The following is a 15,646-nucleotide window of genomic DNA, read 5'->3' as shown; positions in this document are numbered from 1 at the left end:
TATTTTATAAAAAAACCTCACAGTGATGTGAGGTTTTTTGTTACAAATTTATTTTCTTATTCTTAGGATATTTTACCTGATAGCCCAATTGCTTTTTGATTACTTGCTTTGGTGTAATTGTTATAGGCCAATATAAAATCCCTGTTTTTTCATCATACTCAGCACTATCAGTGTTTTCTTTTTCTACTTTTATCTCTTTGTTTTGGCTTATAGGGATTCGGTCATAGATTCTAACAGTGGCATCAGTCGATTTATTATTACGCAAAGTGATTTCGTAGTTGCGGTCAATAATTCTGGTGCTTCCCAAAAATGATTTGTCTTTTAGATTGTTGATTTGTTTACGCTCAATAATCAGATTACTGTCAATTCCCATCGATATTATCAATTCTTCTTCTGTTTGATATGGATTGATAAATGTTGTCCCGGCATAACTTCCTTCGGTATAAATACTTGCATCACCCGGTAGCAAATCGTATTTGTTCCAGTCTTTTACTTTGGCAGTTAAGAATACATTTTCGCTTAGTATTGGAGCTGAGAAATATTCAAATTCAGCTGGCATACTAAAGTTGTCAATTTCTATTATAGATGGAGTATCAACCGATGGAATAGAATAATTTTTTTTAATTTTAAAAGTTACGGTATTCATTATAATTTCTTTCTCGTCACCAGAACCTGTTGTGATTTCTTCTGATTTTACTTCGTTATCGTCTGATTCAATATCAGATTTTCTTGTAGAGCCATAACCAACAACTACAACTTCCTGTAATGCAACACTACTGTCTTTCATAGCAACATTCATAGTATTGCTGTATATGGGAAGCACAGCGTTTTCCATACCAACAAACGAATAAACTAATTCTTTTCCGTTTTCTATTTTAAGAGTGTATCTGCCGTCAAAATCAGTTTGAGTGCCAATGTTGGTTCCCTTTACCATAACATTAACGCCGGGTATTGGACCGCCTTTATCTGTAACCACACCTGAAACTACTTTAACCATTGGGTTATAAATAAAATTTTGTTTTGTTAGCGCAGCTCCGGCATTGTAGTTATAAGTATTAATAAAGTTTAAATATTGAGGATCTAATTGTGGTTTGTCGTTATTAACAGTAGGATTACCTGTTGACAAAATAAGTTTTACGTTATTCCAATCCTCACCGGTATTTTGGTAAACCTGTGCTTTATAAGCAAATTGCAAAGCATCTTTTGAATTCTTGGCCTTAATTTCATAAGAGGGAACCCAGCCAGCACCTGAAACAGTATATTTCAGAATCAAATCCAGCGCAACGGCTTCATTGGGATTGTCTAATTTTATAATTATCTCACCTTTGGTTTCGTTAGAATTACCCATCATTTTTTGCAATTCCTGCTGCATGAGTTTTACGTCAGTATCTAATGCTGCAATTTTCTTGTTGGTATCATACTTTTCCATTTTGATAATAGGAATACGTTCTCTGTAATGTTTGGAATGCAAAAGCAATTTGTCCATTCCAACGGCTTGTTGACTACTGCCTAAATTCTTATTGAGTGAAAGTAACGACTCTTCTTCATCGAGACCATTAATACTGCTTTGCAAAACAGCTATTTCCCTTAGTTTGGCATTGATTTCTGATTGAAGCGTTTTGATTTTATCTGACAATATTTTTTTCGGATATGACACTACTTCATAAGCAATGGATAGTATTGAAACATCTTTTAATCCACTGATTTGTATAGTATTTTGACTTATAAATTGAGAAACATCAGTAATTCTGAGGATATTAGCTCCTTTTGGAATAGTTACAGAAACATCCGAAGTGATTTGTGCTCCATTGGTATAAACAATGACTTCTTTAGGTGTTGCTTTTGCTTTAATTTCGGTAGCAGAAACATAAATCGAAGTAGTACATAAAAGGAATAAAATGATTTTTTTCATCAGTGTTGTGATAATTAGTTTGTCTCGATAAGCTCAAAGATATAAAACAAATGGTACAGATTTCAGCATTCTTAAGAGTTAGATTTATCCTCATTAAACTTTTTCACAATAGCTTTAAGTTTTTCTTCACGAGCTACTTTCTTAGCTTTTTCCTTATCTTGCGATTTGTGAAGCTTATCGTTATGTGCTTTTATATTTTTGGCATTGTTCCTTCCCATGTGCTAAAAATACAAATTTTTGTTAAATTAAATTTTTGGCATAATTAATGAAAGGAGTTAGAAAAATCATTAACCTGCCTGTCGGCAGACAGGTCATCTAAAAATATAAACACCATGAAAAAATTTACTTTAGTTTTAGCTTTTATCGGGATGATAACGCTAGGAAGTTGCAGCACAAATGACGACAATGTTGATAACGATACCATTAGTGAAGTATTTGAACTTAGAAATATTAATTTTGGTTTTGACGGAGGAAACAGTTATTCAATTTATCAAGTATTAAACCCTCAAATTTATCCTTCAGATGTAATTCTCATTTATAGATTGTCAGGAACAATCGATTCGAGTACTCCAATCTGGCAATTAATTCCAAGAACTTTATACTTGGATGAAGGAGAGTTGGATTACGATTTTGATTTCAGCAAAGAAGACTTTACGATATATGCCGGCGGAACTTATGATTTGACTTTAACGTCAAGTTACATAACGAATCAAACTTTCAGAATTGTAATTGTTCCGGGTTATTTTTCAAATAAAAAAGGCATAGATTATTCTGATTACGATGCTGTTGCAAAAGCATTTCATATTGACGAATCAAAAATTAAAGTGCTGAATAAATAATTCAAATAGATATTCAAAAAGCGGATTTAGGTCCGCTTTTTTTATTGCTATAATAGCCGTAACTTTGATAGAGAAAAAAATAATTCAATTTTTCTGCGTCTTTTTTATGTTTCTCAGGTCTAATGGGTATAACATTAAAAAACATATAATCATGAAAACGAATGAAACCTGCACTTGTCAATGTGTATCATGTCAAGATGGAAATTGTACCAACTGTAATTGTGAAAATTGTACTTGTACTAATTGCTCTTGTTAATTAATAAACAGCCTTATCTCTTTTGAGTGATAAGGTTGTTTTTTAGTATTGATATGAAAAAAGATATTGCTTTATCAACTACGGTTTTTACTTCTGAATCACTTTGGGAAACATATGCCAAGGATTTGGAACGCTATATATTTAGTCAGATTAAAGATGTGGACACTACCAACGATGTGCTACAGGAAATCTTTATCAAAATACATCTCAATATAGCAACGTTACAAAAGAAAGAAAGTATAAAATCATGGGTTTTTACAATAGCTCACAACACTTTAATGAATTTCTTAAACAAGAAGTCAATTCCGTTTCCAATTGAAGATATTGCTGATGATTTTTCATTAGATGAAGAAATACATTCCGCTAAAAGTTGTCTGCTTCCCATGATTAAAAACTTGCCCGAAAAGTATAGAGAACCTTTGTTACTTAGCGAGATCAAGGGCAAAAAGCAATCGGAAGTTGCTAAATTATTAGGCATAACTTTATCAGGTGCTAAATCTCGAATTCAGCGCGGCCGAAAGTTGTTACAGCAAGGATTTATGGATTGTTGCCAATATAAACTTAACAAAGAAGGGTACTTGGTTGGTGAACATCAGGAAAAAGCAGATTGCAAACTCTGTAAATAAAAAATGCCATCTTAAAAAGATGGCATTTATTTTATAATCTCAGCTTATTATGCCATATCTTCAACATTGGCTTGTGCCAATTTTGCATATGTTCCGTTTACTAATTTTTCGCGGATGGCATCGAATGCTACAAGTGTTTCTTCTATATCAGCTAAAGTGTGTGAAGCTGTCGGAATCATTCTCAATAAGATAATTCCTTTTGGAATAACAGGATAAACCACAATCGACAAGAAAATGCCATAGTTTTCTCTTAAGTCGTTTACCATAACCATCGCTTCAGGAATTGAACCTTCAAGATAAACAGGAGTTACACAAGTGTTGGTATCTCCAATATTAAATCCGTGTGCCTTTAATCCGTTTTGCAAAGCGTTTACGTTTTCCCAAAGCTTGTCTTTCAATCCGGGATTGTCCCGCAACAACTGTAATCTTTTCAAAGCTCCAACAGTTTGTATCATCGGTAATGCTTTGGCAAACATTTGTGAACGCAAATTGTATTTTAAATAATCAATAACATCTTTATCTGCTGCAAGGAATGCCCCAATGCTTGCCATTGATTTGGCAAATGTTGAGAAGTAAACGTCAATTCCATCCTGACAACCTTGTTCTTCTCCGGCACCTGCACCAGTTTTTCCTAATGTTCCAAAACCATGAGCATCATCAACTAAAAGTCGGAAATTGTATTTCTTTTTCATCTCTACAATTTCTTTCAGCTTTCCTTGTTGGCCACGCATTCCGAAAACACCTTCGGTAATGAATAAAATTCCACCACCTGTTTCAGTAGCCATTTTAGTAGCACGTTGAAGATTCTTCTCCATGCTTTCCAAATCGTTGTGTTTGTAGGTAAAACGTTTTCCCATGTGAAGACGTACACCATCAATGATGCAGGCATGAGCATCAACATCGTAAACTATAATATCATTTTTGGTAACCAAAGCATCAATAGCTGACATTATCCCTTGATAACCAAAGTTTAATAAGTATGCTGATTCTTTCATTACGAAAGCGGCTAATTCTTTTTCTAATTGTTCGTGAGCGTCAGTGTGACCAGACATCATACGAGCACCCATTGGATAAGCTGCACCATATTTAATAGCAGCATCAGTATCTGCCTGACGCACTTCAGGATGATTTGCTAATCCTAAATAGTCATTAAGACTCCAGTTTAAAATATTTTTTCCGTGGAATGTCATTCTTGGACCAAGTTCTCCTTCCAGTTTTGGGAAAACATAATATCCTTCGGCTTGAGATGCCCATTTTCCTAATGGACCTTTATTGTTTTGTATTCTTTCGAATAAATCTTTTACCATAATCACTTTGTGTTTTACGTGGCAAAAGTAATTATAAATTTAGTTTACTCCTAATCATTATAATTAGAAACTTGTAAACCATAAAATGTTGAAAAACCAGTGTGGATTTAGCTGACCAATAGTTTAATAATTTCAAATAAAGTGTCTTTATCAACAGGTTTTGATAAGTATTTGTTCATGCCAATTTCGATAACGCGTTCTTTGGTGCTTTCCATAACGTCGGCAGTTAAGGCGATAATTGGAATAGATTTCTTTTCTTCGCCAGCTTCACCATTTCGGATGGCAATTGTGGCTTCATAACCATCCATGATTGGCATTTGTAAATCCATTAGGATGATATCGTAATGATTTTCCATTAATTTTTGGATACCTTCTTGTCCGTTATTGGCAAATTCAACTGTTGTATTGAGCCATTTTTTGGTAATCATTTTAATCACCATTTGGTTCATCGCATTGTCTTCAACAACCAAAATAGATTTTCCGTTTAAATCATAATCATTAGTTGCAACGCTTACTTCAATTTCTTTTTTGACTTCAATATTTTCATAAGTCAAATTGATAGTAACAACCGTTCCCAAGCCAGTGGTGCTATCGACTTTAATCTTGCCATTTTGCAGATTTACCAGATGTTTTACGATATAGAGTCCAAGTCCTAAGCCACCAAATTTTCGTTTGTTGGTAATGCTGTCCTGTGAAAACGAATCGAAAATGCTGTTTATTTTTTCTTTAGAAATTCCAACGCCGGTATCACTTACCGTAAAGGTGATTTGCACTTTGTTGTCTTTTTCTTTTTTGGCTTCTAACTTAAATTTGACAAATCCTTCTTTGGTAAATTTGAGTGCATTACTTAAAATGTTTTGCAGTATTTGGCTCAGTCTGGCAACATCGCCTTTAACCATTTGTGGCAAATCTTCTCCTTTGATGAAAGTAAATTCTAAGCCTTTATCCTTAGCTTCACTAGTAAAATTATTGGCCATATGCTCTACAGTTTTTACCAAATCAAACTCCGAAATTTCCAGTTTTATTTCATCTTTTTCAATTTTTGAGAAGTCCAGAATATCATTAACGGAATTTAATAAACTATAGGTTGAATACTTTATAATTTGACTACCGTTTTGTATTTGCTCGTCTTTTGAATCATTCGCCATTGTTTTGGCTGTATTCAAAATCGCATTCAAAGGTGTTCGTAATTCATGACTTATATTGGATAAGAAATACGACTTTAATTCGTTCATTTCTTCTGATTTTTGAAGCGCCACAGTTTGCAATTCTTCACGTTCGTCTTTTAGATTCCGAATTAAGTTTGCCATCGAAAGTGAAAGGAAAATTACTTCCATTCCAGTGCCTAGTTTAGACCCATTTTCTGTCCAAAAGCTAAGAGGTAGTATGCTAAAGTTTTTGAGAATAAAAACTACAAAACCACAAATGAGAAAGAATATACCTGTTGCAAAGAAACGATCAAGTTTTTTTGTACGGATGTAAATAATTGCCACTGATGTAATGATTAGTAACAGTAAAATTAATCCCAATCCATTGGCAATAGGATAGGAGTATTCGAGTGCTTTCGGAATAAAGAATAAAGACAAAAACAACAGTAAATCTAATCCATATAAAACATAAAAAGCATTGTTTATAAAACGATTGTATTCTTTTATTTTTAAGAAAACCTGAGCATAACGACCTAAAAAGAAATTGGCAATACAGGCAAAAATAATTACGGCATGTAAAGAAAACCAGCCCGATTGTGGCGTAACAAATTCATAAAAATAACCATCAATAGAAAATTGCAGCAAACCTATAAAAACGACATACATACTGTAATACAAGAAAGTTTTGTCACGCATGGCAAAGAAAAAGAACAGATATAAAATAGCAGCAATGATTAAGATTCCGTAAAAGAAACCAAACACAAACTGTTCAAACGAAGTGATTTCTAATAAATGTTGTAAACTATGCAATACCATTGGCATAGAAAGCATTTCACCATCACTTTTAATATGTAAATAAAACTGCTGTTGTTCTTGTGGCGACAAAGTAATTTTGAAAATCGTTTTTCTATGATCAAAACTTCTTTGTGAATACGGAATTGCATCACCGCTAATGTATTTTGTAACCTGATTATTGCTCTTTATGACATACAATTCAGCTAAGTCGGTGATTGGTCTTGCCGTTTCAAAGAAATATATCAGTTCTTCATCTGTGGTATTCTTAAGCTGAAAGCGCAGCCAATAGTTATGGTTTGTAAAGCCAAAGTCCTGATTTTCATTCTTCATTGGAACGAAATGAAAGGCTTTGATATTCCTGATTTGGTCAAAAGTTACATCGACTTGCCCTACATCTACATATTCAACTTTAGAATGAATGGTTATATTTTCGGATTGGTTTCCTTTTTTTAAAAGAAATTGAGAAGATGCATTTGTACAGAATAACAGAAAAATGCCTATCAGGCATAAGTATCTATTACATGCTAAAAGTGTGGTATTGGTTTGCATGTTGTGTTAGTTTCTTTGGTTGTATTATTTACGAATATAAAGCAGTTATGGTTTAAACAATTCTTAAAAAATAAAAAATATTGAAAAAAGCAATATTCTTTTCATCTTTGTATTCATCAAAATAAATGCATCGCTATGCAACTTGTATTCGCTTCCAACAATCAAAATAAAATAAAAGAAATTCAATTGTTACTTCCGACTTCAATTCAGATTTTGAGTTTGGAAGATATTGGCTGCTTTGAAGAAATTCCCGAAACTGCTGATACAATTGAAGGTAATGCTATTCTCAAAGCCAATTATGTTACCGAAAAATATGGATACAATTGTTTTGCAGATGATACCGGTTTGGAAGTAGAAGCTTTGAACGGTGAACCCGGCGTTTATTCCGCTCGTTATGCAGGTGAACAAAAAGGTGCCAATGATAATATGGATAAATTATTATTGAATTTAAAAGACACTTCGAATCGCGTAGCACAATTCAAAACGGTAATTGCTTTAAATCTTAACGGAAAGCAAACCTTATTTACAGGAATCATTAAAGGTAAAATTATTGAAGAAAAAATAGGAACCAATGGATTTGGTTACGATCCAATTTTTGTTGCCGATGGTTATACAAAAACGTTTGCTGAGTTGACGATAGAGGAAAAATCTAAGATTAGTCATCGTGGATTGGCGGTGAAACAGTTGGTTGATTTTTTATCTTAAAGTTGCAAAGTTGCAGAGTATCAAAGTTCCAAAGTAAGAAAAACGTATTAATTAGCCCCGATAGTAGCTGGCTACCATGTAGCGCGGATAGCGGGAACAATAGTGAAAAAAAGACAGAATTTCCGCTTCTAATTTTATTAAAAACTTTGTCACTTTGCTGCTTTGTAACTCTGCAACTCCTGTTAGTACTTTTAATAAATCGTAACTAATTAATTATCAATAAATAACAAATTAGTTTTTATGGTTATTAAAGACTACCTTTGCACCCAATTTAAAATACAATATGAATAAATTTGAACAATTAGGTCTGAATGAGTCGTTACTGCTGGCGATCAAGGATCTAGGATTTGAGAATCCGTCAGAAGTGCAGGAAAAGGCTATTCCAGTTTTATTGGAACAAAACACAGACTTAGTAGCTTTAGCACAAACAGGTACAGGGAAAACGGCAGCTTTTGGTTTTCCGCTGATTCAAAAAATTGATGCTGAAGACAGAAGTACTCAAGCGTTAATTTTATCCCCAACGCGTGAGCTTTGTTTACAAATCACCAACGAGATTAAACAATACTCAAAATATGTAAAGGGTTTACATACAGTGGCAGTTTATGGTGGTGCAAGCATTACTGAACAGGCCAGAGAGATTAAACGCGGAGCACAAGTAATTGTGGCAACTCCGGGTAGAATGCAGGACATGATTAATCGTGGTCTTGTAAACATTAAAAACATCAGTTACTGTATTCTTGACGAAGCAGATGAGATGTTAAACATGGGTTTTTATGACGATATCGTTTCGATATTATCGGATACTCCGGATGAGAAAAAAACATGGTTATTCTCAGCAACAATGCCTGCGGAAGTAGCGCGTATTGCTAAGAAATTTATGGCTGACCCAGTTGAGATTACTGTTGGACACAAAAACTCAGGTTCGGCTACAGTTTCACACGAATTTTACTGTGTGAATGCTCGTGATCGTTACGAAGCTTTGAAAAGATTGGCTGATGCTAATCCGGATATCTTCTCTGTAGTTTTCTGTAGAACAAAACGTGATACACAAGCGGTTGCTGAGAAATTAATTGAAGACGGATACAGTGCTGCAGCATTGCACGGAGATTTGTCTCAGGCGCAACGTGATGGTGTTATGAAATCGTTCCGTGGCCGTCAAATTCAAATGCTTGTAGCTACTGATGTTGCGGCTCGTGGAATTGATGTTGATAATATTACACACGTAGTAAACTATCAATTGCCTGATGAAATTGAAACTTACAATCACCGTTCAGGAAGAACTGGAAGAGCCGGGAAATTAGGAACTTCTATCGTAATCATCACAAAAAGTGAGTTGCGTAAAATTTCTTCTATCGAAAGAATCATCCAGCAAAAATTCCAGGAGAAAACGATTCCAAGTGGAATTGAAATCTGCGAAATCCAATTATTACACTTAGCTAATAAAATTAAAGATACCGAAGTTGACCACGAAATAGACAACTATTTACCGGCAATCAACGAAGTTCTTGATGGTTTATCAAAAGAAGAATTAATCAAGAAAATGGTTTCTGTAGAATTCAACAGATTTATCGAATACTATAAAAAGAAACGCGATTTATCTGGTGATGGTGGACAAAGAAGTGAAAGAAGTTCAGAGCCAAGAGAAATCAGAGCCGGAGATCCAGTTCGTTATTTCGTAAACATTGGTGCGCGTGACGATTTCGATTGGATGCAATTGAAAGATTTCTTGAAAGAAACATTGGATTTAGGTCGGGATGACGTATTTAAAGTCGATGTAAAAGAAGGTTTCTCTTTCTTTAATACGGATGGTGAGCATACCGAAAAAGTAATGTCAATCCTTAACGGATATGATATGAATGGAAGACGTATCAATGTAGAGATTTCTAAAAACGATGGTGGAAGTCGCGAAAGACGTGACCACAACGGAAGAAGTTCTGGCGGTTTCAGAGGTGATAGAAATTCTGGTGGAGAAAGAAGAAGTTCTGGTGGAAGTTTTGGCCCAAGAAAAGAAGGCGGATTCAGAAGCGACAGAAACGATGCGCCAAGAGGTGAACGTTCTGACAGACCAAGAAGAGAAGGCGGTTTTAATCGTGATAGCGCCGCTCCAAAAAGAGCACCAGGTTCTTTTCAAAGAGAAGAAAGAGCACCAAGACGTTCTTCTGAAAACAATGACAGACCAGCAGGTCGCTCATTTGAAGCAGCTAAAAGCAGAAGACCGAGGAAAAGCTAACGCTTTTAAATTTCAAAAATAAAATTCCAAATTCCAATTGGGAAATCTATAACTCCGTTTTACTAATGTAATGACGGAGTTTTTGTTTTTTGAAATTTTACACTTTGATTTTTATTTGGAATTTGGGATTTGACATTTGGAATTTCACCCTTTTGTTAATTTTGTTCTAATTCTGCCATTAAACGTTACCATTTCTTAAAAGAGTTTCATACTTTTAAACCATCAAAATTAGCTATGAGATATTTTACAATTCTACTTTTATTTATACTTCCCTTTACTGGCATCTCGCAAGTTAATCAGACGGCGCAAAAAGTTACAGGAACTATCATTAACGATAATACGTTGTTGCCAATTTCCAATGTAAATGTTATTAATATAAACAAAGTAAAAGGTGTTACGACAAATGTAAAAGGCTACTTCGAATTGGAAGTAAGTGTCAATGATACGCTGCACATTTCTTTGCTGGGTTATCAATCTTTGAGGGTAAGAGTAACCAATGACTGGCTTAAAAACGGTGAAGCCAAATTATTGCTAACAGAAAAAGCCATCGCTTTGGAAGAAGTTATTGTCAAGAAATATGACTTAACCGGTTATCTTGAAATCGATTCAAAACTTATTCCGGATAAAGAAAACTACCGTTACAGTATTTCCGGTTTGCCACAAGGTTACGAAACAGGAGATACTTCTCCCGGAGCTTTTACGAGAGTTTTGGGTTCTATTTTCAATCCTGCGGACATGCTCTATAATTTCTTTGGTAAGAAGTCCAATGAGCTCAAGAAACTTAAGCAGATGAAAAAGGATGATACCGTTAGAAATCTGTTGGAATCTAAGTTTGACAGAGAAACCCTTGGTGTGCTTCTTGGTATCGATAAAAAAGAAATTGCCGAAATCTTAACGCGTTGCAGCTATTCAGAAGAGTTTATCAAAACTGCAAACGATTTACAGATTATGGATGCGATTAGCGAATGCTATGAGCAATATAAGGTGTTGAAGAAGAAATAGTGAAGACTTTTAGCTAATAGCTGTCAGCTGTTAGCTTTTTTCTGAATAATACCTCGCTTCAATCCGCTTAATATCCTTAATGCTATTTCTTGCCCAGGCTAAACGTTTTTCCAGTAACTCTTCTTCTGATAATTGCCAGTTTACATCAGATTGGCGTAGGCGAGTAGTGATGTCCTGAATTATAATTGCTGCAGAAACGGATATATTTAAACTTTCCGTAAAACCAACCATTGGAATTTTTAAATAACCATCCGCCTGACTCATTACTTCTTCTGATAATCCTTCTTTTTCGGTGCCAAAAAACAAAGCACTTTTTTTAGTTACATCAAACTCGTGAAGCAAACATGAATCGTTATGTGGTGTGGTAGCAATGATTTGATAGCCTTTGTTCTTTAAGGTTTGGATGCAATCAGAAATTGTGTCAAACTTATTAATATCTACCCATTTTTGTGCGCCCATGGCAATTTCTTTATCGATGTTTTTGCCGAAACGTTGCTCAACGATATTAAGTTCCTGAATTCCAAAAACCTCGCAGCTGCGCATCACGGCACTCGTATTGTGAAACTGAAACACATCTTCTACAGCTATCGTGAAATGATTGGTTCTGTTTGCCAATACAGTTTCAAAGCGCTCTTTGCGGTTGTCGGTTAAAAATCCTTCGAGATAGGTTAGGTAGTCTAGGTCTGTCATACTTGAATTGTTTATCTATTAGCCTCTGATATCCAGTGAAACTGCTTTTCGGCTAACGGGAACTTTTTATCATGTTTTACAAGTTCATAGAACAAAGTATCTTTTTTGAAAACTCCTTCTAACTGAAGGTTATTTTTAGTTATTAGTTTATATTTCATCTTAAAAAGCGGAACAGTATCTGACATTCCTTCCTTGAAGTGTATCATTTGTTTGGCCTTAACCGTTTCATAGATAAAATAGGCTCTACCATATTTGTTCATAAAAGTTGTGTCTGCTGTTTTGATGCTGCCAAGTTTTCCTTTATCAAATATAAAATCTTTCCAAGCCAAGGTATCATTAGCATCAATTTCAATAATCTGATTGTTCTTTTTAAATGTTTTAATGTTGTAAATTCCATGTGGAATAACGCTTGTTTCCTGTGCATGTGTTTTTTCATACCAGTCTATGCATTGGTAAAGGTTTAAGCCAACAAGCAACAGTATAAATACAGTTTTTAAAACGATGCGTCCAATTCGTTGCCATCTCTTGTTAAAGTGGTAATCATATCCTGTTGTTGGAATCGTTGGCTTATTGAGAATAAAGAAATTAAGGTACTTTCTACTGTCAATTGCCAATAAAAAGAAACAGCAAATAACAATCTGCATTGAATACAATTTAACCGGAATATCATAGCACATATTCATTGCGAATACATTAATGAAAACTCCAAGACCAATAATCAGTCCAAGCGGAATGGTTCTTCTGTAAAGCAATAAAAGTCCAACAATAACTTCCATCAAGCCCGAAAAGAATTGGTAAGGCTGAGAGTAACCAATAAACATCCAACTGAATCGCATTGGGAGAAAATCACCCAAAGGTGTTGCCAACTGACTCAGGTTTGGAAAAGGCATTTGTAATCCGAACAACTTGATAATTCCATAACTGAAAGCAACCATGATAAGGTTGTACCGAATTAAATTATGCAGCCAATACTCGAGTGCTCTGGATTCTTTTTCTTTTTTATTTAATACTGCCCAAATAACAGCAATTGCCAGTGAAAGTATAATGATGGTATAAAATTCGGCCCAGGCATAAGAGGTGTCTCCACTTCCATTACCCTCAATATTTAATTTTGGTTTTACATGCAAAAACCAATCATTAAATTTGAAAACAATCCACTGCATTCCTTTTGCGTAAAATTCAGTTACGTAGTTTATGCCTGGTATATATGCAAGCCAAAACCATGGCGTAATGATTAGAAAAAAGTAAAGAAAGAAAAACCGAAAGAATATTTTTTTGATCTGTTTCATAAATTGTGGTTTTGGTAAAAGTAGTAAATAGTGTAATTTTAAGAAAAAAAATGTATGAAAAAGAAACTAGTAGTTCTAACCGGTGCCGGAATTTCTGCTGAAAGTGGTTTCAAAACTTTCCGTGATGCTGATGGACTTTGGGAAGGTCATAATGTGATGGATGTTGCATCGCCCGAAGGTTGGCATAGAAACACTGCATTGGTTTTAGATTTCTATAACCAACGCAGAAGACAATTGCAGGAAGTTAAACCAAATAAAGGGCACATCGTTTTAGCTGAATTGGAAAAAGATTTTGATGTTCATATTATCACGCAGAATGTAGATAATCTTCACGAACAAGCGGGAAGTTCTAAAGTTTTACATTTACATGGCGAATTATTAAAAGTACGCAGCACTAATCCCGAAGCTTCGGGAGAAGAGTATATTTTAGATTGGAAAGATGATTTGTTAATTGGCGATGTTGATGACAAAGGGCATCAACTGCGTCCGCATATTGTTTGGTTTGGCGAAATGGTTCCGGCTTTAGAGGAAGCGGTTTATATCACAGAACAAGCAGATTATGTAGCTGTAATTGGCACATCACTTCAAGTTTATCCGGCAGCAAGTTTGATGCATTATGCGAATCCAAAAGCTCAGGTTTTTTACATTGACCCAAGACCGGCAAGCATCAACAATTTGCAAAATCCTTTAGAAATTATTGAGATGAATGCTACTGAAGGAATTCCTTTTTTAAGGGAAAGATTGTTGGAGAGATTAGCAAAACGTAGTCGTTAGCCCCGATAGGAGCTAGCTACCATGTAGCGCGGAAAGCGGGAGTGAATATTCTTAGAAAGAGAATGGTTCTGCTCCTAAAAAAACTGAATACTAATTACCGAACACTGAACACTATTCCTTATTTTTGCACAACAAACAAGATTCTGAAATGAATTCAGAATAAACAACACAACACATGTCACTAACACCATTAAACGCCGTTTCACCAATAGACGGAAGATATCGAAGTAAAACCAAATCACTTTCCAATTATTTTTCTGAAGAAGCTTTAATCAAATACCGTGTTTTGGTAGAAGTAGAGTACTTCATTGCTTTATGCGAAGCCAATTTGCCACAGCTAAAAGGAGTAAACCCAACCGTTTTTGACAGCCTGCGTAACCTCTATAAAAACTTCACTGCCGAAGATGCGCAATGGATAAAAGACACTGAGAAAATCACTAACCATGATGTAAAAGCGGTAGAATATTTCATTAAAGAGAAGTTTGAAGCTTTAGGATTATCACAATACAAAGAGTTTATTCATTTTGGTTTAACCTCGCAGGATATTAATAATACAGCGATTCCGTTATCTACAAAAGAAGCTTTTCAGGAAGTGTATTTGAAGTCATTAATAGCCTTAGTGGCAAAGTTGAAAGAACTGTCGATGGAGTGGAATGATATTCCGATGTTGGCCAGAACTCACGGTCAGCCTGCTTCGCCAACACGTTTAGGAAAAGAGATTTTAGTTTTTGTAGAGCGTTTGGAAGAGCAGATGCGTTTGTTGTTTAATATTCCGTTTGCGGCTAAGTTTGGTGGTGCTACCGGAAATTTTAATGCGCATCATGTGGCTTATCCAAATGTAGACTGGAAGCAATTTGGTACCACTTTCGTGGAAGATACGCTTGGTTTGCAACATTCTTTTCCAACTACGCAAATAGAGCATTATGATCATTTCGCTGCATTTTTTGATGCATTGAAAAGAATAAATAATATTGTCATCGATTTAGACAGAGACATTTGGACGTATGTTTCTATGGATTATTTTAAGCAGAAAATCAAAGAAGGAGAAATAGGTTCATCGGCGATGCCACATAAAGTAAACCCAATTGATTTCGAAAACTCTGAAGGAAATTTGGGAATTGCCAATGCTATATTTGAACACCTTTCGGCAAAATTGCCAATCTCAAGATTGCAGCGTGATCTTACTGATAGTACGGTTTTAAGAAATATTGGCGTTCCAATAGGACATACTTTAATTGCTTTTGAAGCAACTTTAAAAGGTTTGAATAAATTGTTATTAAACGAATCAAAATTCGCCGAAGATTTAGAGAAAAACTGGGCCGTTGTTGCCGAAGCGATTCAGACTATTTTAAGAAGAGAAGGATATCCAAATCCGTATGAAGCTTTGAAAGGCTTGACCAGAACTAATTCGGTTATTGATAAAAAAGCAATTCACGATTTTATAGGAACATTAGAAGTTTCAGATACAATCAAAGCTGAATTACTTCAAATTACTCCAAGTAATTATACTGGGATATAATTAAA

The 15,646-nt window shown here is 34.9% G+C and carries 13 protein-coding genes; 7 read left to right on the top strand and 6 right to left on the bottom strand.

The features are described from left to right. Positions 1 to 40: 40 nt before the first annotated feature. Positions 41 to 1,912 carry a mucoidy inhibitor MuiA family protein gene (locus L1S35_RS03600; RefSeq protein ID WP_236396700.1) on the bottom strand — a complete coding sequence of 624 codons (1,872 nt, stop codon included), beginning with the start codon at positions 1,910 to 1,912 and terminating at the stop codon, positions 41 to 43. A 71-nt stretch (positions 1,913 to 1,983) separates the two neighbouring features. After that, positions 1,984 to 2,130, bottom strand: coding sequence for a hypothetical protein (locus L1S35_RS03595; RefSeq protein WP_236396698.1), 147 nt, complete (start codon positions 2,128 to 2,130; stop codon positions 1,984 to 1,986). 114 nt (positions 2,131 to 2,244) lie between these two features. Here L1S35_RS03595 and L1S35_RS03590 point away from each other — a divergent pair, with 114 nt between their 5' ends. After that, positions 2,245 to 2,751: a hypothetical protein gene (locus L1S35_RS03590; RefSeq protein WP_236396696.1), complete on the top strand. Its 507-nt coding sequence runs from the start codon at positions 2,245 to 2,247 to the stop codon at positions 2,749 to 2,751. A 309-nt stretch (positions 2,752 to 3,060) separates the two neighbouring features. Beyond that, entirely contained in the window at positions 3,061 to 3,633 is a 573-nt protein-coding gene (locus L1S35_RS03585; RefSeq protein ID WP_236396694.1) for a sigma-70 family RNA polymerase sigma factor, read from the top strand. A 47-nt stretch (positions 3,634 to 3,680) separates the two neighbouring features. On the opposite strand, the gene capB is transcribed toward L1S35_RS03585, so the two are convergent. Together capB and L1S35_RS03575 are read right to left on the bottom strand one after the other, a co-directional pair. Then, the gene (capB, locus tag L1S35_RS03580) at positions 3,681 to 4,940 is read right to left on the bottom strand and encodes a cysteate-C-fatty acyltransferase (protein WP_236396692.1); all 1,260 of its coding nucleotides are present in this window, start codon (positions 4,938 to 4,940) and stop codon (positions 3,681 to 3,683) included. A 107-nt stretch (positions 4,941 to 5,047) separates the two neighbouring features. Then, on the bottom strand, positions 5,048 to 7,432 hold the full coding sequence (locus tag L1S35_RS03575) for a hybrid sensor histidine kinase/response regulator (RefSeq protein WP_236396691.1): 2,385 nt from the start codon (positions 7,430 to 7,432) through the stop codon (positions 5,048 to 5,050). A 135-nt stretch (positions 7,433 to 7,567) separates the two neighbouring features. Here L1S35_RS03575 and L1S35_RS03570 point away from each other — a divergent pair, with 135 nt between their 5' ends. The 3 genes from L1S35_RS03570 to L1S35_RS03560 all read left to right on the top strand — a co-directional run bounded on the left by L1S35_RS03570 (position 7,568) and on the right by L1S35_RS03560 (position 11,369). Then, positions 7,568 to 8,137: a non-canonical purine NTP diphosphatase gene (locus L1S35_RS03570; protein ID WP_236396689.1), complete on the top strand. Its 570-nt coding sequence runs from the start codon at positions 7,568 to 7,570 to the stop codon at positions 8,135 to 8,137. 283 nt (positions 8,138 to 8,420) lie between these two features. Further along, a complete protein-coding gene (locus L1S35_RS03565) occupies positions 8,421 to 10,367 on the top strand; it encodes a DEAD/DEAH box helicase (protein WP_236396686.1) in 1,947 nt (648 codons plus the stop codon). Between the two features lie 234 nt (positions 10,368 to 10,601). Beyond that, positions 10,602 to 11,369: a carboxypeptidase-like regulatory domain-containing protein gene (locus L1S35_RS03560; RefSeq protein WP_236396685.1), complete on the top strand. Its 768-nt coding sequence runs from the start codon at positions 10,602 to 10,604 to the stop codon at positions 11,367 to 11,369. Positions 11,370 to 11,399: 30 nt separating this feature from the next. Here L1S35_RS03560 and L1S35_RS03555 read toward each other — a convergent pair whose 3' ends face one another. Both L1S35_RS03555 and L1S35_RS03550 read right to left on the bottom strand, forming a co-directional pair. Then, complete coding sequence (locus tag L1S35_RS03555) at positions 11,400 to 12,059, bottom strand: TrmH family RNA methyltransferase (RefSeq protein ID WP_236396683.1); 660 nt, start codon at positions 12,057 to 12,059, stop codon at positions 11,400 to 11,402. A gap of 11 nt (positions 12,060 to 12,070) precedes the next feature. Further along, positions 12,071 to 13,348 (bottom strand): hypothetical protein, encoded by a 1,278-nt coding sequence (locus tag L1S35_RS03550; protein ID WP_236396681.1) that lies wholly within the window; start codon positions 13,346 to 13,348, stop codon positions 12,071 to 12,073. Positions 13,349 to 13,402: 54 nt separating this feature from the next. Here L1S35_RS03550 and L1S35_RS03545 point away from each other — a divergent pair, with 54 nt between their 5' ends. Then, positions 13,403 to 14,122, top strand: coding sequence for an SIR2 family NAD-dependent protein deacylase (locus tag L1S35_RS03545; protein WP_236396679.1), 720 nt, complete (start codon positions 13,403 to 13,405; stop codon positions 14,120 to 14,122). Between the two features lie 175 nt (positions 14,123 to 14,297). After that, entirely contained in the window at positions 14,298 to 15,641 is a 1,344-nt protein-coding gene (gene purB / locus L1S35_RS03540) for an adenylosuccinate lyase (protein ID WP_236396678.1), read from the top strand. The last annotated feature ends 5 nt before the right edge of the window (positions 15,642 to 15,646 follow it).

The organism is Flavobacterium anseongense (assembly GCF_021608185.1).
GTDB lineage: Bacteria > Bacteroidota > Bacteroidia > Flavobacteriales > Flavobacteriaceae > Flavobacterium > Flavobacterium anseongense.
This window is presented reverse-complemented; position numbering and strand designations above follow the sequence as displayed.

Coding starts and splice junctions, on each gene's coding strand:
- L1S35_RS03585 (WP_236396694.1), top strand. CDS start 3,061: ATGAAAAAAGATATTGCTTTATCAACTACGGTTTTTACTTCTGAATCA.
- L1S35_RS03560 (WP_236396685.1), top strand. CDS start 10,602: ATGAGATATTTTACAATTCTACTTTTATTTATACTTCCCTTTACTGGC.
- L1S35_RS03600 (WP_236396700.1), bottom strand. CDS start 1,912: ATGAAAAAAATCATTTTATTCCTTTTATGTACTACTTCGATTTATGTT.
- capB (WP_236396692.1), bottom strand. CDS start 4,940: ATGGTAAAAGATTTATTCGAAAGAATACAAAACAATAAAGGTCCATTA.
- L1S35_RS03555 (WP_236396683.1), bottom strand. CDS start 12,059: ATGACAGACCTAGACTACCTAACCTATCTCGAAGGATTTTTAACCGAC.
- L1S35_RS03590 (WP_236396696.1), top strand. CDS start 2,245: ATGAAAAAATTTACTTTAGTTTTAGCTTTTATCGGGATGATAACGCTA.
- purB (WP_236396678.1), top strand. CDS start 14,298: ATGTCACTAACACCATTAAACGCCGTTTCACCAATAGACGGAAGATAT.
- L1S35_RS03570 (WP_236396689.1), top strand. CDS start 7,568: ATGCAACTTGTATTCGCTTCCAACAATCAAAATAAAATAAAAGAAATT.
- L1S35_RS03595 (WP_236396698.1), bottom strand. CDS start 2,130: ATGGGAAGGAACAATGCCAAAAATATAAAAGCACATAACGATAAGCTT.
- L1S35_RS03545 (WP_236396679.1), top strand. CDS start 13,403: ATGAAAAAGAAACTAGTAGTTCTAACCGGTGCCGGAATTTCTGCTGAA.
- L1S35_RS03565 (WP_236396686.1), top strand. CDS start 8,421: ATGAATAAATTTGAACAATTAGGTCTGAATGAGTCGTTACTGCTGGCG.
- L1S35_RS03575 (WP_236396691.1), bottom strand. CDS start 7,432: ATGCAAACCAATACCACACTTTTAGCATGTAATAGATACTTATGCCTG.
- L1S35_RS03550 (WP_236396681.1), bottom strand. CDS start 13,348: ATGAAACAGATCAAAAAAATATTCTTTCGGTTTTTCTTTCTTTACTTT.